Origin of the sequence: Alteripontixanthobacter maritimus (genome assembly GCF_003340475.1) — a bacterium.
GTDB classification, from domain to species: Bacteria; Pseudomonadota; Alphaproteobacteria; order Sphingomonadales; family Sphingomonadaceae; genus Alteripontixanthobacter; species Alteripontixanthobacter maritimus.
This window is the reverse complement of sequence record NZ_QBKA01000002.1, coordinates 1,771,168-1,795,224: the sequence shown is the minus strand read 5'-3', so window position 1 is coordinate 1,795,224 and position 24,057 is coordinate 1,771,168. Positions and strand designations below refer to the sequence as shown.

Genomic DNA, 24,057 nt, shown 5'->3' with positions numbered 1-24,057 from the left:
ACGACTATTTTATCATCGGCTGGGCTAAGCGTTTGCTGCCAATCGTAGATAGCTATCCGCCACAGTCTGGTTGATCGCGTCCCAATCATAGTCTTGCGCGCGCTTTTCTCCGGCCCGACCATGCGACCGGCGTAGCTGCGGATCGGTGCAATAGGGGGCTAGCGCATCGGCAAAGGCGGCGGTGTCGCCCGGCTGCACCAGTCGGCCCGAAACGCCGTCGTCGACCAGACTGGCGCTACCCGTGGCGGCTGCAGCGACGCAGGGCAGTTCGCATGCCATCGCCTCCAGCGTAACGTTGCCAAAGGTTTCGGTAATCGACGGATTGAAGAACACATCGCCGCTGGCCAGCGCGCGCCCCAAATAGCCGCCTGTCTGAAACCCAGCGAAGACTGCACCCGGCAGCGCCTTGGCGAAGCTGGCGCGTTCCGGACCATCGCCGATCACCAGAACCTTGTGCGGTACGCCTGCGCTGCGCAGTCTGTCGATCGAACCGGCGAACACGTCCAGCGCCTTTTCCGCCACCAGCCGGCCGAGAAACACGATGGCGACATCCTCATCAGACAGCCCCAGTTCGCGCCGCCAGGTCATGTCGCGTTTGTCCGGATGGAAAACCGCGCGATCCACCCCGCGTGTCCATAGGCTGATATCGTCGTTCATGCCCTGCTGCCGCAAGGTATCGATCATGCTGGGGGAAGGTGCGACCAGCGCGTCGCAGCGGCTGTAGAACCGGCGCAGCATGGCCACGATAGCAGGTTCGATAAAGCCCAGCCGGTAATAGCGGGGATAGGTTTCGAAGCGCGTGTGCACCGATGCCAGTACTGGAATATTGCGAGCCTGTGCATAGCGCAGCGCTGCATGGCCGCTCATATCGGGCGAGGCGATATGCACCACATTGGGTGCAAAAATATCGATATCGGTCTTGTTTTCCGCCGATAGCGGCAATGGAAAGCGATATTCGCCGCGGCCCTTCATGGGAAAGCGTACGGATGGTACCGATACTAGATCGCCCGTCGGTTCGAAGTCCGGTTCCGCCACGGTGGGGGCATAAACGCGGACCTGCGCGCCGGACCGCAGCAGGTAGCCGACCAGCCGGTTCAGCGCCTGATTCGCCCCGTCGCGGGTATAGTTGTAATTGCCGCTGAACAGGGCGATGCGCAGGTCGGTGATGTCCATCCGGCCCAGCCATAGTGCCTGCGCACGACATTGGCGAGAGGGAGGCGCGCGAACACTTATAATGCATTTTCTACCGCAGGTGCGAAGGGAATGATTGACTCGGTCCGGCATAAGTCTAGTGGCGGCGACGGGCCACGCGGTCCCAACGCCGCGCGAGCTCTCTGTGAGGAGAGAATACATGACCGATATGCCGACGCTCAAACCCGAGCGCCCTTTCTTTTCGTCCGGACCCACTGCCAAATTTCCCGGCTGGTCCGCATCCAATCTCAAAACCGAAGCTCTGGGCCGGTCGCACCGTTCCGCCGTCGGCAAGGCGCGGCTGAAATACGCCATCGACCTGTCGCGCGAATTGCTGGGCGTGCCCGACGATTATCTTGTCGGCATTATGCCGGGTTCGGATACTGGCGCGCTGGAATGCGCGATGTGGACAATGCTGGGTGCGCGTCCGGCCACAGTCGCCGCATGGGAAAGCTTCGGCAATGTCTGGATCCAGGACGCGGTCAAGCAGCTGAAACTGCCCGATCTGCAAGTGCTCGACGCCGATTACGGGGAAATTCCCGATCTTACGCAGATCCCGCAGGGCAACGATGTTGTCTTTACCTGGAACGGCACGACTTCGGGTGCGAAAATCGCCAATACCGATTGGCTGGAACAGGGCCGCGAGGGCCTTGCCGTCAACGATGCGACCAGCGCTGTCTTCGCGCAGGAAATGGACTGGGCGAAGCTCGATGCCACAACCTATAGCTGGCAGAAGGTCATGGGCTCCGAAGCGCAGCATGGGATGCTTGTGCTCAGCCCCAAGGCGGTGAAGCGGATCGAGAGCTACGATCCTGCATGGCCGCTCCCTAAGCTGTTCCGCCTGAAAAAGGGCGACAAGCTGAACCGCGCGATCTTCGAAGGTGCGACCATCAACACGCCCAGCCTGCTGGCGACGGAGGATTACATCCTCGCGCTGGAATGGGCGAAGTCGATCGGTGGGCGCAAGGCGATGTTTGAACGCGCCGATGCCAATGCGAAGATCGTGACGGACTGGATCGAAGCCACGCCCTGGATGCGCAATATGGTCGCCGATCCGGCGCAGCGCACCAATACCGGCGTTTGCATGGTGTTCCAGGGCGACTGGTACGAAAGCCTGTCCGCTGAAGACCAGGTCGGTGTGCCCAAGAAGATCGCGGCGATGCTGGACGAACACGACGTCGGCTACGATTTCAATGGCTACCGCGATGCGCCGCCCTCCTTGCGCATCTGGTGCGGCGGAACCGTGGAGCAGGAGGATCTGAAACGCCTGCTGCCGTGGATCGAATGGGCTTACGAAAGCCTTCGCAACCAGTAATATTTTGCGTCTTCCCCGCGAAAGCGGGGACCCAGAACCAAACGCGGTACTTTCGCCGCACTGGGTTCTCGCCTTCGCGGGAACGACGATATCCGGAGCAATCTCATGACCGATATCCAAAAAACCACGCAGAAACCCCGCGTCCTAATTTCCGACAAGATGGACCCCAACGCCGCTCGCATTTTCGAAGAACGCGGTTGCGACGTCGATGTGATTACCGGCGAAAGTCCCGAGGAACTGGTTGCCCGCATCGGCGACTATCACGGCCTCGCAATCCGTTCCTCGACCACCGTAACGCCTGAAATACTGGATGCCGCCACTAATCTGAAGGTTATCGGGCGCGCCGGCATCGGGGTGGATAATGTCGATATCCCCTATGCCAGCGGCAAGGGCGTGGTGGTGATGAACACCCCGTTCGGCAACTCCATCACCACTGCGGAACATGCTATCGCGTTAATTATGGCGCTGGCCCGGCAAATTCCGCAGGCGAACACCCGTACGCAGGCTGGCGAATGGCCGAAATCCGCCTTCATGGGAGTGGAAGTAACCGGCAAGACACTGGGCCTGATCGGCGCAGGCAATATCGGCTCGATCGTCGCCAGCCGTGCGCTCGGCCTAAAGATGAAGGTGATCGCCTTCGATCCCTTCCTGACCAAGGACCGCGCCGTGGAAGTCGGCATCGAGAAAGTCACACTGGACGATCTGCTCGCGCGTGCCGACTTCATCACACTTCACACTCCACTGACCGACGAAACGCGCAATATTCTCAGCCGGGAAGCGCTCGCCAAGACAAAACCCGGCGTCCGCATCGTGAACTGCGCGCGCGGCGGACTGATTGACGAAGCTGCACTTAAGGACGCGCTGGAAAGCGGCCATGTGGCGGGCGCGGCGCTGGACGTGTTCGCGCAGGAACCGGCCAAGGACAATCCGCTGTTCGGCGCGCCGAACTTTATCTGCACACCGCATCTTGGCGCTTCCACCAACGAGGCGCAGGTGAATGTGGCGCTGCAGGTGGCCGAACAGATGGCGGACTATCTCGTCAATGGCGGTGTGACCAACGCGCTCAATATGCCAAGCCTGTCGGCGGAAGAGGCGCCGAAGCTAAAGCCGTATATGGCGCTTGCGGAAAGCCTGGGTTCGCTCGTCGGCCAGTTGGCGCATGGAAACCTGCCCAAGATCAGCATCGAGATGGAAGGCGGCGCTGCAGAGCTGAACGCCAAGCCAATTACCGCCGCCGTGCTGGCTGGCGTGATGCGGCGCTATTCAGAAACCGTGAACATGGTCAACGCGCCCTATCTCGCCAAGGAACGCGGCATCGAAGTGCGCGAAATCCGTAACAGCCGCGAGGGTACCTATCATACGCTGCTGCGTGTCACCGTGGAAACCGAACAGGGCAATCGCAGCGTGGCAGGCACATTGTTCGGATCGGGCGCACCCCGGCTGGTCGAAATCTTCGGCGTCGGGATCGAGGCTGAATTGGACGGTCACATGCTGTATATCGTCAATGACGATGCGCCGGGCTTCATCGGCCGGATCGGTACGCTGATGGGTGAAAACGGCATCAATATCGGCACGTTCAATCTGGGCCGGCGCGAGGCTGGCGGCGAGGCTGTGCTGTTGCTCAGCGTGGACGATGCGATCACACCCGAAGTAGTGGACAAGGCCTGCGGCCTGGAAGGCGTGCGGATGGTAAAGGCGTTGTCGTTTTAGCCTCAAGCGCCGGCCGGAGTTTTTGTTTGGCCTCAGGCGTCGGCGGGAGTTTTTTTGTTTGGCCTCAAGCGCCGGCGGGGCCATCCGGCCCCTTAGGCTTTCCTCGCTTCGCTGCGGGCGGCCCTTTGGGCCTATGACTGCCGTGACCAAGAACCGGCTTCAAAGTTACGAGGGAAGCGCAAGTTCGGTCCGCGACCAGCGGACCGCAAGGCCGAACGGCCGCCCGAGCTTATGCGAGGAAGCAAGCAGGCCGGATGGCCTGCGCCCGCAGGGTCCAAACAAAAAAAGCGCGAATGCGACCGCCGGCGCTTGAGGCTAGACAAATAAAACCCGGTCCTTCTTTAGGGAACCAAGCTAGAAGAAATAAACAACCCTCAGGCAGCGCAGGGTGAGCGGAGTAAGTTTACGAACATGAAAACCCAACCCGACGATCTTCTGCCCATCGGCCTGCGTGACCGGTTGCCCGCCGCCGCCGCCAATGCCAGCGCGGTGGAACAGGCGGCGCTCGGCGTGATGCATTCGCATGGGTATGACCGTGTGCGTCCGCCACTGATGGAGTTCGAAACTTCGCTTGCCGGGCGGATGGACGGGGTCAGCACGCGCCGGATGGTGCGGTTCACCGATCCGGCGTCTCTGCGCACGATCGCCTTGAGGTCCGACATGACGCCGCAAGTAGGGCGCATTGCCGCTACCGCCATGGCCGAAGCGCCGCGACCGTTGCGGGTTTGTTATGCCGGGGATGTGGCGCGGCTTGCGGCGGATCAGTTGAGTCCGGAACGTCAGAGCCTGCAGATCGGCGCGGAACTGGTCGGTAGCGACGGCGCGGCTGCGGCCGGCGAGATCGTCGCTGTGGCCATAGCTGCGCTGGAAGCAGGTGGAGCGCAGGGCATTTCGGTCGATTTCACCCTGCCGGATCTGGTCGATATTCTGTCTGCGAAGGCGCTGCCGCTGGAAGCAGGCCAAGTAGACGCCGTTCGCCGCGAGCTCGACACCAAGGATGCAGGCGGCCTGCGCGATGCGGGCGGGGCAGATTACCTGCCGCTGCTTTATTCGTCCGGTCCGTTCGAGGAAGCCATCGACAAACTGGCAGCAATCGACGCGGGCGGGGCGCTCGCCAGCCGGATCGAGGGTTTGCGCCAGATCGCAGCGCGGGTAGAGGGCCATGCCCGCGTCACGCTCGACCCGACCGAGCGGCATGGCTTCGAATATCAAACCTGGTTCGGATTTACGCTCTATGCAGAGGGTGTTCGCGGAGCGCTGGGGCGGGGCGGAACTTACCGGATCGGCGGCACGGACGAGGCCGCCAGCGGCGTATCGCTCTATGTCGACGGGCTGATCGACAGCCTGCCTGAAGCTGTGAACGGCAAAGTGCTGTTCCTCCCCTTAAGCCACGACGCTATGCGCGCCGAAGCACTGCGCGGCGAAGGCTGGCGCACGGTTGCGGCCGTTTCGGACCAGGACGATGCCACATCCCTTGGCGCAAGCCACGTGTTGCAAGGTGGAGCGCCAGTCGCGCTGTAATAAGGCCTATTCGGGTTTCGCCATGATACGCGCGAAAAGGCCGGAATCCAGCCAGTCCGTAAGCCATCCCTGCAAGGCGCGCAGGGGTTGGTCGAAAAACCAGTCCCGGTCCGCATGGGCGAACTGGCGCACGAACGGAAAGATTGCCGGATCGCATAGTCCCGGCTGCTTCCCCCCAGAAAGGGGTGCGCGGCCAACCGTTCGTCCAGCCCGCGCAGGATCGCCATACCTTCGCTGCGGTGCTCCATCGGGTCCGCATCGTAACGGGTGGCATATTTGTACCGGTCGAGGTGATGTTTGAACGTGCCGTCATTGGTGGCGATCAAATCCGCTCCCTCGCGTTGCAGCCAGCCTTGCGGATCGTTCTGACCCAGCGCCCAGCGCATAATGTCGAGGCTCTCCTCCAGCACCGTTCCGTCCACCAGCACCAGCACCGGAACGGTCCCTTTGGGCGAAGCTTCCAGCAATTCGGGCGGTTTGTCACGCAAGGCGACTTCGCGCCGCTCATGTGCCACGCCGCTCACGGCCAGCGCCATGCGCGCACGCATCGCATAGGGACAACGGCGAAAGCTGTAGAGCACCGGTTCAGTCATTGCGTTTTTCCTTGGCCGCCAGTTTCGCGCCGACATGTTCCGCTCCGCGCGCCTCGGCCAAAGCGACCTGCCGGTGCCGTTCGGCATAGCGGGCACGCTGTTCGTCGGTGCGCTCGCCGATACACGAAGGGCAGGCTTCGCCCTCGGCATATGCGGGCGAGGTCTTGTCCGCATCATTTACCGGACGACGGCAGGCGCGGCACAAATCGTAGCTGCCTGTCTCGAGCCCGTGCACAACCGAAACCCGCTCGTCGAAGACAAAGCATTCGCCTTCCCAGCGGCTTTTTTCGGCAGGCACGGTTTCGAGATATTTCAGAATGCCGCCTTCCAAGTGAAAGACATCTTCTACCCCTTCGTTTTTCAGGAATGCGGTGGATTTTTCGCAGCGAATGCCGCCTGTACAGAACATCGCCACGCGCGGCATCCGACCGTCCTGTTCCAGCTCCTGCCGCCGTTCGCGGAACCAGGCGGGGAAGTCTCGGAAGCTGGGTGTTTCGGGATCGATCGCGCCTGCGAAACTGCCGATGGCGACCTCGTAATCGTTGCGCGTATCGATGATGATGGTGTCCGGGTCCGCGATCAGGGCGTTCCAGTCCTCCGGCGCGACGTATGTACCTGTGCCGCCCATGGGGTCTAGGTCGGGCTGGCCCATCGTCACGATCTCGCGCTTCAGCCGGACTTTCATGCGGTGAAACGGCATGGTGTCCGCGCGCGAATCCTTTGCCTCAATATCTCCGCAGCCCGGCAAGGTGCGGACATGGGCAAGCGCGGCCTCGATGCCGCCATCCGTGCCAGCGATCGTCCCGTTGATCCCTTCGCCTGCCAACAGCAAAGTGCCACGCACGGCATTATCGTCGCAAACGCTCTGCAACGGCATGCGCAAGGCTTCTGGGTCGGGAAACCGCGTAAACCGATAAAGCGCTGCAACGCGGAAAGGCGGAACGGTGTGAGGCATCAGGCGGGCGCGGATAGCACGGTAGCGCGCCATCCGCATCCCTTCCGGCAATCAGTTGAATTCGGCGGGGTCCGGTCCGATCCGGCCGTCCTTCTGGTCGAGGTCGTCGATCGCGTTCATCTGTTCGTCCGACAGCTCGAAGTCGAGCGCGCGGAAGTTGGCCTCGATATGCTCCTGGCTGCTAGCCTTGGGAATGGGGGCGAGGCCGCACTGCATATGCCAGCGCAGCACCACGGCGGATGCGGGCTGGCCCAGCTCTTCGGCAATCCGTTTAATGGCATCATGTTTCAGTCCGGCACCCTGGCCGAGCGGGGACCAGCTTTGCGTGATGATGCCCATATCGTCATGCACCTTGCGCATATCGCGCTGCTGGAAAGACGGGTGAATTTCGATCTGGTTGACCGCCGGAACGATGCCCGTTTCGCTCGCCAGCATCTGCAAGTCTTCTTCGCGAAAATTCGATACGCCGATGGATTTGGCCAACCCTTCCTCGCGCAATTCGATGAATGCTTTCCATGTTTCCACGGCCAGACCCTGCTCGGGGCAGGGCCAGTGGATCAGCAACAGATCGACATAGTCGCGGCCCAGCCGTTCCAGGCATTTGGCAAACGCCTTTTTCGTACGATCGTAACCCTGGCTTTCATTCCAGATCTTGGTGGTGAGAAAGATGTCGGCCCAATCGCCGATGCCTTCCCCCACACCGCGTTCGTTCTTGTAAATGGCCGCAGTGTCGATCAGCCAGTATCCGGTGTCGAGCGCGGTTTGGACGGTTTCGGCGGCGTCGCTATCGTCGATCTGGTAAGTGCCGAAGCCCAGCTGCGGGATCTGGCGGTCGTCGTTCATCATCAATGTGGGGTAGTCGGTCATGAATGCTCCTTGGTTCGCCTTACCAACGCATCGCACTACGCTTCCGGTTCCCGCGCGGTTATTCAGGTCATGATCCGCCTCTCACCATTGCCCCTGAGGCGTCCGTCCACTACGGCGCGGCGGGTTTTCTTTTCTTACCAGCAGCAGGAATTATCGCTTTGGCCAATGTGACCGTGATCGGTGCCCAGTGGGGCGATGAGGGCAAGGGCAAGATCGTAGACTGGCTCGCCAGCCGCGCAGATGCCGTCGTGCGCTTTCAGGGTGGGCACAATGCGGGGCACACGCTGGTAGTCGACGGCAATGTCTACAAACTGTCGCTGCTGCCATCGGGTATCGTATCGGGCACACTGTCGATCATCGGCAATGGCGTGGTGCTGGATCCATGGGCACTGAAAGCCGAAATCGAGAAGCTGGAAGGGCAGGGCGTGTCCATCACGGCGGATAATTTCGCGATTGCCGACAACTGCCCGCTGATCCTGCCGATCCATGGCGAGCTTGATAATCTGCGTGAGGCGGCAGCCGGCAAGGGCAAGATCGGCACCACCGGGCGGGGCATCGGCCCGGCTTATGAAGACAAGGTGGGCAGACGCGCGATACGCGTGTGCGACCTCGCTCATCTGGACGATCTCAATCCGATCCTCGACCGGCTGTGCGCGCATCACAATGCCCTGCGCGCAGGGTTCGACCAGCCGCCGGTGAACCGCGCGGAACTGCTGAACCGGCTTGCGGAAGTGGCTCCGTTCGTTCTGAAATTTGCGGAGCCTGTGTGGAAACGCCTGCAGGGCGTGCGCAAGCGCGGCGAGCGTATCCTGTTCGAAGGCGCGCAGGGCGTGTTGCTCGACGTCGATCACGGTACCTATCCGTTCGTCACCAGTTCCAACACGGTCAGCGGTACCGCGGCCAGCGGTTCGGGCCTCGGCCCGTCCAGCACCGGCTTCGTGCTCGGCATCGTGAAAGCCTACACAACCCGCGTCGGCAGCGGTCCGTTTCCAACCGAGCTTGGCCCGAATTCCGGAGAGGAGCATGTCGGCCAGCGCTTGGGCGAACGCGGCCATGAATTCGGCACCGTAACCGGCCGTCAGCGGCGTTGCGGCTGGTTCGATGCGGTGCTGGTGCGGCAAAGCTGCGCCATCAGCGGCGTTACCGGTATCGCACTGACCAAGCTGGATGTGCTGGACGGGTTCGATACGGTGAAGATCTGCACCGGCTACCGGCTGAACGGCGAGGAACTGGACTACTTCCCCGCCCACGCCGCCGACCAGGACCAAGTGGAGCCGATCTACGAGGAACTGGAAGGCTGGCAGACAAGCACCGAAGGCGCGCGCCGCTGGGCCGATTTGCCCGCGAATGCGATCAAATACGTGACGCGCGTGCAGGAATTGATCGAAACGCCGGTATCGCTGGTATCCACCAGTCCGGAGCGCGACGACACCATCCTGGTGCGCGATCCGTTCGTGGATTGAAGGGGTGTAAACGCTGAAAAACCCACCCAGCTTCGCTAAACTCGCTACGCTCGCCAAGCTGCGCTCCCCTCCCGCAAGCGGGAGGGGTCGGCGAGACTTTGTAAGCAAAGCGAACCTAGTCGCAGCGGGGTGGGCTGCGGCCTTCGCTGCATTCCTCGCTGCATGTCAGTCCGCACCCGATGTGCGTGCCCCACTTCCGCAGGAAGTCCATGCGACCTACCTGCTGGTAGACAAGTCCGACCGGACATTGACCGCATTTTCGGGCGACACCCCGATCCGCACTTATACCGGCATCGCATTCGGCGACGCGCCGCAGGGGCACAAGCAGTTCGAAGGCGACGAACGCACGCCGGAAGGCCGCTACACGATCGACACGCGCAATCCTGAAAGCGCATTCCACCTCAGCCTGCGCATATCCTATCCCAACTCCGCCGACATAGCTTTTGCGCAAGGTCTGGGCCGCGATCCGGGAGGTGATATCTTCATCCATGGGCAGCCCAATGGCTCGAGCATGGCGCGCATTCCCGGTGACTGGACCGATGGCTGCATCGCGCTGAGCAATGCCGAGATCGAAGAATTATGGCGGCTGGTTCCTGACGGAACAATCATCGATATCCAGCCGTAACACGCAGTTCTGCTTGACTAGCCAGTGCCTCGTTCGCAATCTGTTCCGGCGACTGGCCACGCGGCGAATCGCGCTTGGGGGTAAGCAATGCAAGCCGATTTTACCTATGGGAGCGCGCCTGAACGGGAGGGTGGCCTGCTATCGCTGACCGTTTTCGCTGACGATGCCGCCAGCCGGTCCGCCATCGTTTCCGACCTTGCAAATAGCGGATTGCGGGTCGAGCACGAAGCCGCTTTGGAACCGCTGGCTGGGGACGGTGCGCCGGTCACGCCGTGCGGCGATGTCGTGGTGGCGGAATGCCTCACAACGAGCGCGGTAGCGATGGCGGCGCTTGCCGTGCTGGATGATTCGGCGGCCAAGGCGCGAACACCCGTAGTCATGCTCACCACGCTGGACGCGCTGGATGATGTGTTCGCTTGTATGGACAGCTCGGACCCGCAGATACTGGTCGATCCGGGGCAGGCGGAAAAATCCGTGGCGATGGGGCGCGCCTTGGCAAACCTTTCGGGTGTGCGCGTGCGCGAATTGTCGCAGGAAGACCGCGTCGCGATGCTTCGCCTGACCGAAGAAGTCGGCAATATTGCGCGCCGACTGGATGATCTCACGGCCGGCTCCGGGCAGAGCGCGGTCGGCGGGGCATTCCGGTTTCACTCGCCTGCCGACCGGTTTCGCGGCGAAGGCGGGGATGCTACCGATGGAACAAGGACCGATGACACTGCGGACGGAAACGAACGCTCGCTGTTGCGCAAACCCCGCCCGCCGCTGCCCGATCCGCGACTGGTGCGGGAAATCATCCGCCAGCGCGAGGCGCGCGGCAAGTTCTTCGACGCGGCGCTGTTTGCCGATCCTGCATGGGACATGATGCTGGACCTGACTGCCGCCCGCGCCGAACACGCCCGCGTATCGATTACGTCGCTGTGCATCGCCAGCGGCGTCCCGCCGACCACCGCATTGCGTTGGATTGCGACCCTCACCGAAGCCGGGCTGCTGGAGCGGGTGGAGGATCCCGGCGACAAGCGCCGTGCCTTCATGCAGTTGAGCGACAAGGCGGTGGACGCGATGGCGCGCTATTTTGTCGAAACCGGCGTTACCGCCGACCGCTAAGAGCAGGCAGGCTGCCGGGCGGCTTACTCCACCAGCCTGATTATCAGCGTCAGCCCATCGGGCAGCGGTCCGTCATGCGGCAGGGGACGGCGCAGCGCATCGGCGCGGGCCCGGTCCAGGATTGCAGGCGGAACCAGCGGTTCGAACAGGATCGTATCCGCTGTGCCCAGCAGCCGCGCCTGGCGCAGGGTCAAATCTTCGGGATCGTCGCTGGCAAGAGTGAGCACGACCTGCCCCGCTTCCATGATCGGCGCGGTTCCGGCCAGCCAGCCTTCGAACGCATTTGCTGCGCCATCGTCCAGCGGATCGAGCACTCCGCCTTCGCCCAGCGCATCGTCCAGCGCGCGGCGGCGGCCATCGGCAGGGGGGAAACGCGCGCGTATGTCGTCCCGCCGGTCGGAAAGCATCTGGGCCAGCCGGCCGAGCGAGGCTGGCAACAGCTTCTCCAGCCTCAGCCGCAATTGCTTGGCAAGGCCCGCCGATGCGCCCGACGTACCGATGGCAATCAGCACCGGGTCACGGTCGAGCAGGCTGGGCGTTGTGAAATCGCAAAGGTCCGGCCGGTCGGCGACGTTCACCAGCAGCCCCTTGGCGCGCAGGCGGATGGCGGCGCTTTCCGCGCTGCGTTCATCCTCCAGCGCGATAAAGGCGAGCGCGGCATGATGCGCCTCGGGTTCGCCGCAGGGGATGCCGCCTGCGCGTTCGACAAGCCGGGTCTTCGCCTCGCCCATGATCCCGTCGCCGATTACGACCACGCGTTTGCCGGCAATCCTGTGAAACAGCGGCAGCGACCGCAAGGGGGCAGGCTTCGGATCCATCAGGCGAGCCAGTCCGGCACGCGTTCGGCATCCATGATCGCAGCCGCCGCGATACGGTCCGCGACGATGGCAAAATCATCCTCGCTGACCAGCACCTCGGCCACGAAGCCGCGCGAATTGTAAGACGACGCCATGGTCGCGCCATAGGCACCGGCAGTACGGAACACGCCGAGATCGCCCGCCACGAAAGCGTCGGTATCGCGGCCCATCGCAAACGTATCGCCGGTTTCACAAATCGGCCCGACGATATTGGCCGTCATGGTTCGGCCATCGGGTGCGACCGCATCGAAATCGTGCCACGCACCGTACAGCGCCGGTCGTGCGAGATCATTCATGGCAGCATCCACGATCAGGAACGGGTCGTTCACGCCTTCCTTCACACGCACCACCCGCGTCAGCAGCACGCCCGCATTGCCCGCGATCACGCGGCCTGGCTCGAACGTCAGCGCCACGTCCAAATCAGCAGTCATGCGTTTTACCATCGCGCCATATTCCGCTGGCGAGGGGAGCACTTCGCCCTTGCGATACGGCACGCCCAGTCCGCCGCCCAGATCGACATGGGTGATCCGGTGGCCGTTTGCGCGCAAGGTTTCCACCAGCCCGCCGATCTTGGCGAAGGCGGTTTCCAGCGGGGCGAGGTCGGCCAGCTGGCTGCCGATATGGATCGCAACACCGCGCAGGCTCAGCCCGTCGAGAGCGGCCAGCTCGGTAAATACGTCTGCTGCGCGCGACAGGGGCACACCGAACTTGTTGTCTGCCTTGCCGGTGGAAATCTTGTCATGCGTCCCGGCATCGACATCGGGATTGATGCGCAGGGCGGCTTGCGCGACCAATCCGCGGTCTGCGGCGAGCTGCGCCAGCTCGCGGCCTTCTTCGCGCGATTCGATGTTGAATTGCCCGATGTCCTGTTCGAGCGCGTATTCGATTTCGGCGCGGGTCTTGCCCACGCCTGAAAACACTATTTTGTCGGGCGAAATATCGGCGGCAAGCGCGCGTGCCAGCTCGCCGCCGGAAACGACGTCGGCGCCGAAGCCCTGTCGCTGCAGAACCTTCAGCACGGCGAGATTGGGGTTCGACTTCACGGCAAAGGCGATGAGCGGCGGCGCGTTCCCCGCGCCTTCCAGTGCGGCAGCGAATACCTGCGCGTGGCGTTCCAGCGTGGCACGGGAATAGACGTAAACCGGGGTTCCAACCTTGTCCGCGATGCGCGGCAGGGGAACGTCTTCGGCGTGAAGGATGCCGCCGCGATACTGGAAATGGTCCATGGAAAGCTTACTCTGGCGGCAGGTCGAAAGGATCGTCTTCGCGTTCTTCGGACCGTTTTCGCAATTCCACGCTGCGATCAGGCGCGGCGAGCGGATCGAGCTCCAACAGCTTCTCCGCTTCCGGTTTAACCACCTTGCCATGCGGAGCAGGGGGCAAGGCTTCGCCCGGCTCCGGCGTAAGTTCGCCAGTCTGCGCGCACGCCGCTAGCGACAGCGCGATAATAACCGTGGTAGTATTTCGGAAAAGGCGCATGGCTGGATCCGTCATAGAGTAATACCCAGCCGGTCGGCGGCGTGGGCGGTTTGCAGCCTTACCTGCTGCGGCGCGGTCCCGCCATAGGAACTGCGCGCCGCGACCGAGGCATCGACCGACAGCGAATCGAATACACGGTCGTCGATGCGCTTGTCGATGGCCTGCAGATCCGCCAGCGGCAGCGCGTCCAATGCAACGCCGCGCTCCTCCGCCAGCCTGACCGCTGCGCCGGTGATGTGGTGCGCCTCGCGGAAGGGGATATCCGCCTGGGTCACCAGCCAGTCCGCCAGATCGGTTGCGGTGGCATAGCCCAGTTCCGCCGCCTGCCGCATCCGATCCGTTCGGAACGTGCTGTCCGCCACCATGCCGGTCATCGCGGCGATGGACAGTTCCAGCAGGCCATGCGCCTCGAACACCGGCGGCTTGTCGTCCTGCATGTCCTTGGAATAGGCGAGCGGGAGGCCCTTCATGGTCACCATCAGCGCGGTGGCGCAGCCGACGATCCGCCCGGCATGGCCGCGCACCAGTTCGGCCGCGTCGGGGTTCTTCTTCTGCGGCATGATCGAACTGCCGGTGGACAGCGTGTCGGGCATGCGGACAAAACCGAAGGGCTGGCTGGCCCAGATCACGAATTCCTCCGCCAGCCGCGACAAATGCAGCGAACACTGCGCTGCCGCCATTAGGTAATCCAGTGCGAAATCGCGGTCCGATACCGCATCCAGGCTGTTATGTGTCGGCCCGTCGAAACCCAGCGCCTGCGCTGTCGCATTGCGGTCTATGGGGAAGCCGGTGCCCGCCAGTGCCGCGCTGCCCAATGGCGAGCGGTTGAGCCGCACGCGCGCATCGGCGAAGCGGCTGCGGTCGCGCTCCAGCATTTCGTAATAGGCCAGCAAATGATGCCCCAGCGTGACCGGCTGGGCGGTTTGCAGATGGGTGAAACCAGGCATGATGCTGGCGGCGTGTTCATGCGCGCGCTGCACCAGCGCAGACTGCAGTGCGGCCAGCGCGCCATCCATCTGCTCGATCGCTTCGCGCACCCACAGCTTGAAATCCGTTGCCACCTGATCGTTGCGGCTGCGCCCTGTATGCAGGCGGCCCGCGACCGGCCCGATCAATTCGGCCAGCCGGCTTTCGGTAGTCATGTGGATGTCTTCCAGCGCCCAGTCTTCGGGCACGCCGTCCGCCTCGTATTCCGCCGCGACCTTGTCGAGCCCGTCTGCGATTGTCGCCGCATCCCCGGAAGATACGATGCCTTGCGCGCCCAGCATCGCCATATGCGCCTTGCTCGCCGCGATATCCTGCCGCCACAGTGCCTTGTCGAAGCCGATGGACGCGTTTATTTCGGCCATGACCGCGCTCGGCCCTTCGGCAAAGCGCCCGCCCCACATCGCATTGGAACCGCCCTTGCCCACCGTCCTGTCGCCGCTTGCATCTCTATCGCGTTCGTCATTCACGGCGGTGCTGTTCCTCTTGGCTCTATCCGGCTGCGATAGGGATGCAGGGGAGGCTGGGCAAGAACAGGCCGGATTGGACGGGGCCAAGGGGGACTTGTCAGGCGAGATCGCGACCGGAACCATCGACCGCGCGCAGGCAGGTGACCTGATGCCGGCGGTGGAAGTGACCGATCCCGATGGCGCGACGTTGAACACCGGCGCGTTGCAAGGCGGTCCGGTGCTTCTCAACCTGTGGGCGACATGGTGTGCGCCGTGCATCAAGGAACTGCCGCTGCTGGACGAACTGGCGAGCGATTACGAAGGGGGATTGCGTGTGCTGACGGTCAGCCAGGACTTGCAGGCGGAGCGTGTTGCGCCATTTTTGGCGGAGCGGCAGCTGGCGAACCTGCCGGCGTGGATCGATTCGAAAAACGCGCTGATGGACGCGATCCCGGCCAATACACTGCCGGTAACGATCCTGTACGATGCTTCCGGGCAGGAGGTTTGGCGTGTGGTCGGCGATTACGACTGGTCGAGTGCCGCCGCGCGTGGGGCGTTGGACGAAGCGCTTGGCGGGGCGTCTGGCGATTGAAACATTTACGACAGACTTAATCCGCCGTTATCCAATGCCGCATATTACGGCCGGATGAGCTTCCAATATGCAAAGGCCATCTCGGGTGGCACTCCGATTGACGATGACGAGATGGAACGTCTCGCCCAAACCCATTTGCAGGCATTGCGGGAAAGTTTCCGGCCGCAAATCGTGGTCGAGAAATCGCAGGACGTCATGGAACACCGCCTTGCGGAGGAATTGCGGCTGGTGGCCCGTATGCTCGATCTGGTGGAGCAGGAACTGCGCGACAAGGGCAATACGCGCGGTGCGGATGAAATCCAGCGGTCGGAAGACGCAATCGAGGATCTGGCCGAGATGGTGGAAGCGGACGACCGGTGCGATGCGCTGGAAAATATCGATTCGGATCGTGCCCGGCGCCTGACGCGGCGGTCCTTCGACGGGACCGGCGGCCCATGCGACAACCGGCGGCCATCGATTCTGAAAGCTAATAGCGGCCAGGCCTGAACGGCAGGATTTCGAGGGAAAATGGTGGGCGGTGACGGGTTCGAACCGCCGACCCTCTCGGTGTAAACGAGATGCTCTACCAGCTGAGCTAACCGCCCTGGTCTGCGCACCAAATTGGCCGCGCCGCATTCCTTTAGCGGTCACCAGGTTAAAATCAATTGCGATTACCGATTGGCTGCAAATCGGTCTATGCCCGGCCGCATGATCAGTCCCTATATCCATGTTTGCGCCACCGGCGGCACCATTGCCGGCCGGGCCGGTTCGCCAACCCGCCGCGATTATCGACCCGGACAGATCGGGATCGAACATTTTTTGACACGAATTTCCGCGCTCGGCATCGATACGGTTCTTACCGGCGAACAAATCGCCAATGTCGGGTCGGAGGATATCGGACTGCCGGTTTGGGCGGCCCTGCATTCCGCAGTTCAATCCGCGCTGGCAGACGATGATTGCGCTGGCGTAATCGTGACCCACGGCACCGACACGGCGGAGGAAACCGCGTTCCTGCTCGACCAGACCCTGCCGACTGACAAGCCGGTGGTGCTGGTCGGCGCGATGCGGCCGGACGATGCGGTGGGTAGCGACGGACTGCGCAATTTCGCCAACGCCGTGCGCGTGGCGAGCAATCCTGATGCTTCCGGACGCGGGGTGCTGGTGGTGATGGGCGATCTGGTTCATTCCGCGCGCGACGTGCGCAAGGCCGTAACCACCGGAACCTCCGCCTTCCGCAGCTTCCCGCGAAGCCCGATCGCAGCCGCGACACCCGGCAGTCTGGAATGGTTCACCGATCCATGGCGAACGGGGGAGGGTGCGCGCCACCCGTTACCCAAAACGATGCCCGACGTGGCGGTGCTGTATGCTGTGGCCGGGATGTCTGCCAGCGCGGTAACCTCTGCGATTGCAGGCGGGGCACAGGGGGTGGTGCTGGCCGGGTTTGGCGAGGGCAACGCGCCTGCCGCAGTGCGCGAAGCGCTGGGCGATGCGGCCAAGGCGGGCGTGCCGGTGGTGCGCAGTTCGCGCGTGGATGAAGCGCTGGTGGACAGAGAGCCCGATGACGACCGACTGGGTCTTGTAGCTGCGCGCGCGCTCGGTCCGGCGAAATCGCGCATTTTGCTGCAATTGCTGCTGGCGCAGGGAATTACGAATTTTGACGCGATACAGGCGGAATTCGGGCGGCGTTGATAGCGGCGTATGAGCCCCCGCACTGGCAGGGACTCACATCCATCCAATCATCCGTGCGGTGATACCAGATATTTTTCACCCGTTTTCATGGCGCGGTAATCCAGCGCAGCATCCTTGGTCAGCATTTCCTTCAGCCCGACCTTCTGCTTGTAATTGCTGGCGAATGTCGTCGTCAGGCCATCGAGGACGCGCTGACGCATCCGGCCAACCACTTCCATTCCGGCATTGGCGAGGAACGGGGTGAGCAACCAGCCGGTCAGCGTCCAGCCAAAGCCGTAAGCGGGCGTCAAGATCGTCGGGCCGAGATCCAGCCGGCCATAAATGTGCATCTTCTTTGGCTGGTTCGAACCATAGCGGCTGAATTCGGTCATCTTGGCGCTGGCGACCTGCTCCATCGCCTTGAAACATGCATCCACCGTGGTCCCGCCGCCGATCGGATCGAAGCCATAATAGGCATCCGTCGCGTCGATCGCACTGCGCAGCTGCTTCATGAAATCGTCGTCCGATGAATTGACAACGTGCTTAGCGCCAAGATCTTTCAGCAGTTCCACCTGCGATTGTTTACGCACGATATTTACCAGCGCGATATCGTCTTCCTGGCAGATACGGTTCAGCATCTGACCCAGATTGGATGCGGCAGCGCAATGGATGATTGCCTTTTGCCCGTCCATCTTGGCATTCTCGACGAAGCCCAACGCGGTCATCGGATTGACGAAAGCGGACGCGCCTTGCTCAGCCGAAATATCGCCCAGCGGCAGACACATGGCGGCTTCGGCAATGGCATATTCGCTGAAGGCGTTGCCCGGAACGCAGGCGACCCGCTGACCCATCAAGGACTGCGCAGCGTCGCTGTCACCGGCGGCGATCACGGTACCTGCGCCTTCATTGCCGACCGGCAGACGCTGGCCGTGACGGCCCTTGGCCGCACTGGCGAAAGGTTCCGGCATCTTGGCAACCACCTTGCCGTCCGAATATTCCGCGTTTTCAAGATCGGCGGGGCCGAACAATAGCGCGAGGTCGGACGGGTTGATCGGGGCGGCTTCCATCCGGACGAGTACTTGCGACGGTTTGGGATCGGGAAAGGTCTGCTCGCCCACTTCCACGGTCAAGGTGCCGTCGGCGGCAAGGGTGGTGAAAATCTGCTGTCCGGTGGTGGTCATGTCGTACTCCCAATCAGTATGCGTTTTAAAACTCGTATCAGCTTTCGGGATAGATGGCTTCCACGAAATACAGACCTTGTGGCGGGGCATTCAGGCCCAACTCGTTGCGGTCTGCCGCGGCCAGCGCGTCGCCGATGCGCCGTTCCCGCCACCGCCCCATCCCGACCAGTGCAAGGCACCCGACTATCGAGCGGACTTGATGATGCAGGAAACTGCGGGCGGCGGTGCGGATGACGACGGACTGCCCCTCGCGGCTTACGTCCAGACTATCCAGCGTCTTTAGCGGACTTGCTGCTTGGCAATGGGCGGATCGGAAGGTCGTAAAATCATGCTGGCCTACGAGCGCCTGCGCTGCGCGGTGCATCGCTTCCGCGTCCAGCTCCTGCGGCACCAGCCACGCCCGGTCCGCTTCCAGCGTCAACGGAGCGCGTCGGTTGCATATGCGGTATTCATAGGCGCGCCCGGTGCAGGAAAACCGCGCATGCCAATCGTCCGGCACGGTTTCGCAATGCGTGACCGCCACCGGCGCGGTTCGCATGTGGTAATTGAGCGCCTCCATCAGCCGGAACGGCGTGAGGTCTTTTTGCAGATCGATATGCGCCCGCATCGCCAGCGCATGGACGCCCGAATCGGTGCGACCTGCGGCAAACATCACGGCGTCCTCGGCTGTTACGGCCCGCGCCGCATCCTCCACCGTTTGCTGCACGCTAGGGCCATGCGGCTGGCGTTGCAGGCCCATGAAGGGCGTGCCGTCATATTCCAGCGTGAGGGCGAAGCGTCGCGTCATAATTGCGTGCCGGACGCCACTGGCTTGCCGCGAAGGAAGTCTTCCGCGTTCATCGTCGGCTTGCCCGCACGTTGCAGCCGCGTTGGGCGCAGCGCCGCGTAGCCGCAGGCGATCGTAAACGCGTCGTCGAGCACGGTGCCGGGCTTGCCCTCGCGCGCGACCACTTGCGCGGCAAGCACCTTCACCCGGTCCCCATCGAGCGCGAACCATGCGCCGGGGAACGGTGCGAATGCGCGAACCTGCCGCTCGATCTGCCCGGCGGGCTTGGCCCAGTCGATTGCCGCTTCGGCCTTGTCGATCTTGGGCGCATGGGTGGCGGCGGCATCGTTTTGCGGCCGCGCGTCGTGGGAGGGCAGGTCGGCAAGCGTTTCGACCATGGCTGCCGCGCCTAGTTCCGCCAGTTCTGCGGTCAGCTCGCCCGCTGTCTTGCCATCGACATCGGTGCGCACCACGCGCAGCATGGGTCCTGTGTCCAGGCCCGCCTCCATCTGCATGATCGTCACACCCGTGGCGCTATCGCCTGCCAATATCGACCGCTGGATCGGCGCAGCGCCGCGCCATTTCGGCAGCAGCGACGCATGCACGTTGAGGCAGCCGTGCTTTGGCGCATCCAGCACCGCGCGCGGCAATATAAGACCATACGCCGCGACGACCGCCACATCCGCATCCAGCGCCGCAAAATCGGCCTGCGCGCCCACATCCTTCAGCGATGCGGGCGAGCGAACCTCGATCCCCTGCTCCTCCGCAGCGATCTGCACGGCCGAAGGTTGCAACTTCTTACCCCGGCCTGCGCGGCGTGGCGGCTGGGTATAAGCGGCCACCAAATCGTGCCCCGCTTCGACCAGCGCACCAAGTGTCGGCACCGCGAAATCCGGTGTTCCCATGAAGACGATGCGCATTATATCATGTTCTCACTTACAAATTCTCGCTCGTTCTGAGCCTGTCGAAGGGATGCTGTTGTCCTTCGTAGCCCGCGCTAGAAGAAAGAGCGGTCATTCGACAAGCTTGGGGCGAGCAGGGTAGGGTATACCAGGGGCGGATCACATGGCATCGCAGGAAATCGAAACACTCGCCGCCGCCCTTTCGCGGCTTCCCGGGCTCGGCCCCCGATCCGCCCGGCGCGCGGTGCTGTGGCTGGTGAAGCGACGGGAAAACGCACTGGGGCAAATTATCGAAGCCTTGCAGGCGGTGCAGGACCGGCTGGTCGAATGCGACGTTTGCGGCAATGTCGACACGCAAAACCCTTGCGGCATCTGCGCTGACCCGCGCCGCGATGTGAAGTCCCTTTGCGTGGTGGAGGATGTGTCGGATCTGTGGGCGCTCGACCGGGCGAAGCTGTTTACCGGTCGCTATCACGTGCTCGGCGGAAGGCTGTCGGCATTGGATGGGGTGCGGCCCGACGACCTGTCGATCGGCGCTCTGCTCGACCGTGTGGCGGACCGTTCGCCTGCCGAAGGCGCGGGCGCGGTGGAGGAGGTGGTGCTCGCCATGAACGCCACGCTGGAGGGTCAGACGACGGCGCATTATCTGGCCGAACGGCTGGAGGAGTTTCCGGTACGTATAACACAGCTGGCTCACGGGTTGCCGGTCGGCGGCGAACTCGATTACCTCGACGAAGGCACACTGGCGCAGGCGCTGCGGGCAAGGCGGCCGGTAGGATGATCCTCCCCTTTGGGGGAGGGGGACCACGAAGTGGTGGAGGGGCACCCTCAACGTAGCACGACACCGGACGTGCCCCTCCACCATGCTGCGGATGGTCCCCCTCCCCAGTGCGGGGAGGATTGCATAGCGCTTCGGGCGGCACTAAATAGCGCCCATGGCCATACGCGAAATTCTGGAAGTGCCGGACCCCCGGTTGAAAACGATCTCGACCCCTGTCGAAATTTTCGACGAGGAGCTGAAAACGCTTGTCGCCGATATGCTCGAAACGATGTACGACGCCCCCGGCATCGGCCTCGCCGCAATCCAGGTGGGCGTGCCCAAGCGGGTGCTGGTCATCGACTTGCAGCCCGAGGATCCGGATGCAGAGCCGGAAGCCTGCGACCATGATGGTCACGAACACACCCACCAGCCTTTGAAGAAAGAGCCGCGCGTGTTCGTGAACCCTGAAATTCTCGATCCGTCCGAGGATATCGGAACGTATCAGGAAGGCTGCCTGTCGGTCCCGGAAATTTATGCCGATGTGGACCGTCCGGCGACCTGCCGCGTGCGGTATCAGGATGTCGAGGGCAAAACCCACGAGGAAGATCTGGACGGGCTGATGGCGACTTGCCTGCAGCACGAGATGGACCATCTCGAGGGCATTCTGTTCATTGACCATTTGAGCCGGTTGAAACGGCAAATGGCGCTGAAGAAACTGAACAAGCTACGCAAGGCGGCCTGACGTCCTTCTCGCTCAACCCACGAGCCACGACCATCCAAGCATTGCGATGGCGAGCCAGGTACTGACAACGAACACCGCTCCGATTGCGGATCGCGAAGGCTTCGCCTGATCCGCTTTTAAGCGCAGGTCTGTCATCAAATTATGCGGAACTAGACGTCTTGCCAGCCAGATACCCGCCGGTATCAATAGCGCGTCATCCAGCAAGCCGATAATCGGGATGAAATCCGGTATCAGGTCGATCGGTGACAGGGCGTAAGCTGCTACAAAGCCGGCGATAATCTTTGCCAGCAAGGGCGTGCGAGGGTCACGGGCGGCCAGCCAAAGCACCGCCACTTCACATAGCAACGCCCGGGCCCAGTCGCGCAACCGGACCCGTTCGCACCATCCGTTTCGTGCGATCAGTCGTGCTTGCCAAGCCCGTGAATCGCCTTGGTCACATCTTCGATTACTTCGCGGCACATCGTGGCGCAGCGCGTGCAATGCGGATCGTCGTGCTTGCTGCAATGTTCGAGGCACTGTTCGCACGCGATTATCGTGGCCGCGCCGATCGCTTTGATCGCGGCGACATTGCCGCCCGTCCGGCGGCTGCCCATGCGGTAGAATGCGGTGCAGGCATCGGAGGCGTCGAGGCAGCGGCGGATACATTCGGCGCGCTCCTTGGCGTTGTCTTCTGCCAGACACGCATCTGCGCAGCTATTCATAATCGCTGCGCCATACATCGCGTGCTTCACGGCCTCGCCCAGCTGTTCGTTGTAACCGTCACCCACGGCGGGGTGATCCTGGATCATTTCCTTGATCGACATCGAATTCTCCTTCGGTCAGGCAGCGAACGGGGCGGGGGATTGGTTCCGCTTTCGGGTTGGCGCACACCTGCGTTCCAGCTATGTTCCGTTGATGGATACACTCGTAATCGTCTTCGTTTTCGCCGCATTGTTGCTCGGCGGGCTGATTGGCTGGTTTTTCGGCGGCAGGCCCGTAAAGGACTTACAGGCGCGCTATCAGGAACGCGATACGGAGGCTAAGGAGCTGGCGGACAGGCTGTCGCGCATGGCGCCGGAGCTTGCCACCATGAGCGACCGCGCCGCGCGCGCCGACGCATTGGCGGAGAAGCTTGACCGGGCGAACGAGGACCTGACCGGGCTGAAAGCGCAGGCCGCTGGTTTTGCGGAACAGAAGCGGCTGCTTGAGGAAAGCCGGGAAAAGCTGCTTAAGGAATTCGAAAACACCGGTGCGGCGGTGCTAGGCAAGGCGCAGGAGGCGTTTCTGGCGCGCGCCAATGAACGCTTCGGGCAGTCGGAAGAAAAGTCCGAAGCGCGGTTGAAATCGCTGCTCGAACCGGTCGGTAAACGATTGAAGGATTATGAGGATCAGGTGTCCGCGCTGGAAGCGAAACGCGTGGACAGTTTCGGCCAGCTTACGGGCCTGATCGAGACCATGCGGCGCGGGCAGGAGGAAGTCCGGCGCGAGGCGCAGAGGCTCGGCAATTCGCTCACGAACGCGCCCAAGGCGCGCGGGCGGTGGGGCGAGCGGGCTTTGCAGAACGTGCTCGAACAATGTGGTCTTTCGCAGCATACGGACTTCATTCTGGAACATTCGGTCGACACCGCCGACGGCCGCCTGCGGCCCGACGCAATCGTCAATGTGCCGGGTCAGAAGAAGTTGGTGATCGACGCTAAGGTATCCCTGAACGCCTATCAGGAAGCGTTCGAGGCGGATGACGACGATGTCCGCAAGACCGCGTTGGCCGCGCACGCGAAATCCATGCGCAACCATGTTCAGACACTGGGCGCGAAATCCTATCAAAGCCAGTTCGACGATGCGCCGGACTATGTCGTGATGTTCGTGCCGGGCGAACATTTCGTCGCCGCCGCGCTGGAAGCCGACCCGGAACTGTGGGACTTCGCATTCCAGAACGGTGTGCTGCTGGCCAGCCCGACCAACCTCGTCGCCATTGCGCGCACGGTGGCGCAGGTCTGGCGGCAGGACACCATCGCACAGGAAGCAGTGGAGATCGGCAAGGCGGGCGCGGAACTGTACGAACGCCTCGCCGTCGCCGCAGGTCATCTAAAACGCATGGGTTCGGGGCTGGAAACAGCGGTCGGAAACTACAACAAATTCGTCGGCAGCTTTGAACGTAACGTGTTGTCATCCGGCAAGCGTCTGGCTGAAAAAGGCATCGAGATCGGTAAGCGCGAGATCGAGGAAGTGCCGCTCGTCGAAGGCGCGCCGCGCTATACGGCGAGCGACGTCAAAGCGCTTGAAGATGGTGGCGAGAAAAGCGACGGCGATAACGAGACCAAGCTTGCTAGCTAATCTTTGCCTGACCTTTTGACACGTGTTGCGGACCTGCAGGG

The 24,057-nt window shown here is 62.6% G+C and carries 24 protein-coding genes, 1 tRNA gene and 1 pseudogene; 12 read left to right on the top strand and 14 right to left on the bottom strand.

The features are described from left to right. Nucleotides 1-24: 24 nt before the first annotated feature. Complete coding sequence (locus HME9302_RS08930) at nucleotides 25-1,173, bottom strand: glycosyltransferase family 4 protein (protein WP_115366728.1); 1,149 nt, start codon at nucleotides 1,171-1,173, stop codon at nucleotides 25-27. Between the two features lie 178 nt (nucleotides 1,174-1,351). On the opposite strand from HME9302_RS08930, the gene HME9302_RS08925 reads away from it, so the two are divergent. The 3 genes from HME9302_RS08925 (at nucleotide 1,352) to HME9302_RS08910 (ending at nucleotide 5,737) form a co-directional block, all read left to right on the top strand. Beyond that, complete coding sequence (locus HME9302_RS08925) at nucleotides 1,352-2,506, top strand: phosphoserine transaminase (RefSeq protein ID WP_115366727.1); 1,155 nt, start codon at nucleotides 1,352-1,354, stop codon at nucleotides 2,504-2,506. Between the two features lie 105 nt (nucleotides 2,507-2,611). After that, nucleotides 2,612-4,216, top strand: coding sequence for a phosphoglycerate dehydrogenase (gene serA, locus HME9302_RS08920; RefSeq protein ID WP_115366726.1), 1,605 nt, complete (start codon nucleotides 2,612-2,614; stop codon nucleotides 4,214-4,216). 411 nt (nucleotides 4,217-4,627) lie between these two features. Beyond that, a complete protein-coding gene (locus tag HME9302_RS08910; protein WP_115366724.1) occupies nucleotides 4,628-5,737 on the top strand; it encodes an ATP phosphoribosyltransferase regulatory subunit in 1,110 nt (369 codons plus the stop codon). A 6-nt stretch (nucleotides 5,738-5,743) separates the two neighbouring features. Here HME9302_RS08910 and HME9302_RS13665 read toward each other — a convergent pair. From HME9302_RS13665 to HME9302_RS08895, 3 genes and pseudogenes are all read right to left on the bottom strand, one after another. Beyond that, nucleotides 5,744-6,330 (bottom strand): annotated as a pseudogene (locus HME9302_RS13665) (glutathione S-transferase). Further along, entirely contained in the window at nucleotides 6,323-7,318 is a 996-nt protein-coding gene (gene trhO / locus HME9302_RS08900; RefSeq protein WP_230079943.1) for an oxygen-dependent tRNA uridine(34) hydroxylase TrhO, read from the bottom strand. Before trhO ends, HME9302_RS13665 begins: the two are co-directional and overlap by 8 nt. An 18-nt stretch (nucleotides 7,319-7,336) precedes the next feature. Further along, on the bottom strand, nucleotides 7,337-8,152 hold the full coding sequence (locus HME9302_RS08895; protein ID WP_115366723.1) for an aldo/keto reductase: 816 nt from the start codon (nucleotides 8,150-8,152) through the stop codon (nucleotides 7,337-7,339). A 158-nt stretch (nucleotides 8,153-8,310) separates the two neighbouring features. Here HME9302_RS08895 and HME9302_RS08890 point away from each other — a divergent pair, with 158 nt between their 5' ends. The 3 genes from HME9302_RS08890 to HME9302_RS08880 all read left to right on the top strand — a co-directional run bounded on the left by HME9302_RS08890 (nucleotide 8,311) and on the right by HME9302_RS08880 (nucleotide 11,344). Further along, nucleotides 8,311-9,615 carry an adenylosuccinate synthase gene (locus tag HME9302_RS08890; RefSeq protein ID WP_115367619.1) on the top strand — a complete coding sequence of 435 codons (1,305 nt, stop codon included), beginning with the start codon at nucleotides 8,311-8,313 and terminating at the stop codon, nucleotides 9,613-9,615. 181 nt (nucleotides 9,616-9,796) lie between these two features. Then, on the top strand, nucleotides 9,797-10,240 hold the full coding sequence (locus tag HME9302_RS08885; protein ID WP_115366722.1) for a L,D-transpeptidase family protein: 444 nt from the start codon (nucleotides 9,797-9,799) through the stop codon (nucleotides 10,238-10,240). Between the two features lie 87 nt (nucleotides 10,241-10,327). Next, entirely contained in the window at nucleotides 10,328-11,344 is a 1,017-nt protein-coding gene (locus HME9302_RS08880; protein WP_115366721.1) for a winged helix DNA-binding protein, read from the top strand. A gap of 23 nt (nucleotides 11,345-11,367) precedes the next feature. On the opposite strand, the gene HME9302_RS08875 is transcribed toward HME9302_RS08880, so the two are convergent. The 4 genes from HME9302_RS08875 to argH are packed head-to-tail and all read right to left on the bottom strand — an operon-like array spanning nucleotide 11,368 to nucleotide 15,068. After that, nucleotides 11,368-12,162 carry a precorrin-2 dehydrogenase/sirohydrochlorin ferrochelatase family protein gene (locus HME9302_RS08875; RefSeq protein ID WP_115366720.1) on the bottom strand — a complete coding sequence of 265 codons (795 nt, stop codon included), beginning with the start codon at nucleotides 12,160-12,162 and terminating at the stop codon, nucleotides 11,368-11,370. Then, the gene (lysA, locus tag HME9302_RS08870) at nucleotides 12,162-13,427 is read right to left on the bottom strand and encodes a diaminopimelate decarboxylase (protein WP_115366719.1); all 1,266 of its coding nucleotides are present in this window, start codon (nucleotides 13,425-13,427) and stop codon (nucleotides 12,162-12,164) included. The genes HME9302_RS08875 and lysA overlap by 1 nt, the downstream gene beginning before the upstream one ends. A gap of 7 nt (nucleotides 13,428-13,434) precedes the next feature. Then, on the bottom strand, nucleotides 13,435-13,680 hold the full coding sequence (locus HME9302_RS08865; protein ID WP_115367618.1) for a hypothetical protein: 246 nt from the start codon (nucleotides 13,678-13,680) through the stop codon (nucleotides 13,435-13,437). An 11-nt stretch (nucleotides 13,681-13,691) separates the two neighbouring features. Then, nucleotides 13,692-15,068 carry an argininosuccinate lyase gene (gene argH, locus HME9302_RS08860; protein WP_115366718.1) on the bottom strand — a complete coding sequence of 459 codons (1,377 nt, stop codon included), beginning with the start codon at nucleotides 15,066-15,068 and terminating at the stop codon, nucleotides 13,692-13,694. A 70-nt stretch (nucleotides 15,069-15,138) separates the two neighbouring features. Between argH and HME9302_RS08855 the strand changes: the two genes are divergently transcribed. Further along, nucleotides 15,139-15,705, top strand: a complete 567-nt coding sequence (locus HME9302_RS08855) for a TlpA family protein disulfide reductase (protein WP_230079942.1) — start codon at nucleotides 15,139-15,141, stop codon at nucleotides 15,703-15,705. A gap of 54 nt (nucleotides 15,706-15,759) precedes the next feature. Further along, complete coding sequence (locus HME9302_RS08850) at nucleotides 15,760-16,191, top strand: hypothetical protein (RefSeq protein ID WP_115366716.1); 432 nt, start codon at nucleotides 15,760-15,762, stop codon at nucleotides 16,189-16,191. A gap of 22 nt (nucleotides 16,192-16,213) precedes the next feature. Here the strand turns inward: HME9302_RS08850 and HME9302_RS08845 are convergent. After that, nucleotides 16,214-16,289, bottom strand: a tRNA-Val gene (locus HME9302_RS08845). 103 nt (nucleotides 16,290-16,392) lie between these two features. On the opposite strand from HME9302_RS08845, the gene HME9302_RS08840 reads away from it, so the two are divergent. Then, a complete protein-coding gene (locus tag HME9302_RS08840) occupies nucleotides 16,393-17,373 on the top strand; it encodes an asparaginase (protein WP_115367617.1) in 981 nt (326 codons plus the stop codon). Between the two features lie 47 nt (nucleotides 17,374-17,420). Here the strand turns inward: HME9302_RS08840 and HME9302_RS08835 are convergent, their stop codons facing one another. Genes HME9302_RS08835 through fmt form a run of 3 tightly spaced genes read right to left on the bottom strand, consistent with a single transcriptional unit; the run spans nucleotide 17,421 to nucleotide 20,219 of the window. Continuing rightward, on the bottom strand, nucleotides 17,421-18,533 hold the full coding sequence (locus tag HME9302_RS08835; RefSeq protein WP_115366715.1) for a zinc-binding dehydrogenase: 1,113 nt from the start codon (nucleotides 18,531-18,533) through the stop codon (nucleotides 17,421-17,423). Nucleotides 18,534-18,570: 37 nt separating this feature from the next. Continuing rightward, on the bottom strand, nucleotides 18,571-19,320 hold the full coding sequence (truA, locus tag HME9302_RS08830) for a tRNA pseudouridine(38-40) synthase TruA (protein ID WP_115366714.1): 750 nt from the start codon (nucleotides 19,318-19,320) through the stop codon (nucleotides 18,571-18,573). Then, complete coding sequence (gene fmt, locus HME9302_RS08825) at nucleotides 19,317-20,219, bottom strand: methionyl-tRNA formyltransferase (RefSeq protein WP_115366713.1); 903 nt, start codon at nucleotides 20,217-20,219, stop codon at nucleotides 19,317-19,319. The genes truA and fmt overlap by 4 nt, the downstream gene beginning before the upstream one ends. Nucleotides 20,220-20,364: 145 nt before the next feature. On the opposite strand from fmt, the gene recR reads away from it, so the two are divergent. Further along, nucleotides 20,365-20,982 carry a recombination mediator RecR gene (gene recR, locus HME9302_RS08820; protein WP_115366712.1) on the top strand — a complete coding sequence of 206 codons (618 nt, stop codon included), beginning with the start codon at nucleotides 20,365-20,367 and terminating at the stop codon, nucleotides 20,980-20,982. Nucleotides 20,983-21,136: 154 nt separating this feature from the next. Beyond that, on the top strand, nucleotides 21,137-21,703 hold the full coding sequence (gene def / locus HME9302_RS08815; RefSeq protein WP_115366711.1) for a peptide deformylase: 567 nt from the start codon (nucleotides 21,137-21,139) through the stop codon (nucleotides 21,701-21,703). 12 nt (nucleotides 21,704-21,715) lie between these two features. On the opposite strand, the gene HME9302_RS08810 is transcribed toward def, so the two are convergent. Continuing rightward, nucleotides 21,716-22,069: a YkvA family protein gene (locus HME9302_RS08810; RefSeq protein ID WP_230079941.1), complete on the bottom strand. Its 354-nt coding sequence runs from the start codon at nucleotides 22,067-22,069 to the stop codon at nucleotides 21,716-21,718. Between the two features lie 32 nt (nucleotides 22,070-22,101). Next, nucleotides 22,102-22,506, bottom strand: coding sequence for a four-helix bundle copper-binding protein (locus HME9302_RS08805; RefSeq protein WP_115366710.1), 405 nt, complete (start codon nucleotides 22,504-22,506; stop codon nucleotides 22,102-22,104). A 91-nt stretch (nucleotides 22,507-22,597) separates the two neighbouring features. Here HME9302_RS08805 and HME9302_RS08800 point away from each other — a divergent pair, with 91 nt between their 5' ends. After that, nucleotides 22,598-24,016 carry a DNA recombination protein RmuC gene (locus HME9302_RS08800; protein ID WP_115366709.1) on the top strand — a complete coding sequence of 473 codons (1,419 nt, stop codon included), beginning with the start codon at nucleotides 22,598-22,600 and terminating at the stop codon, nucleotides 24,014-24,016. Nucleotides 24,017-24,057 lie beyond the last annotated feature (41 nt).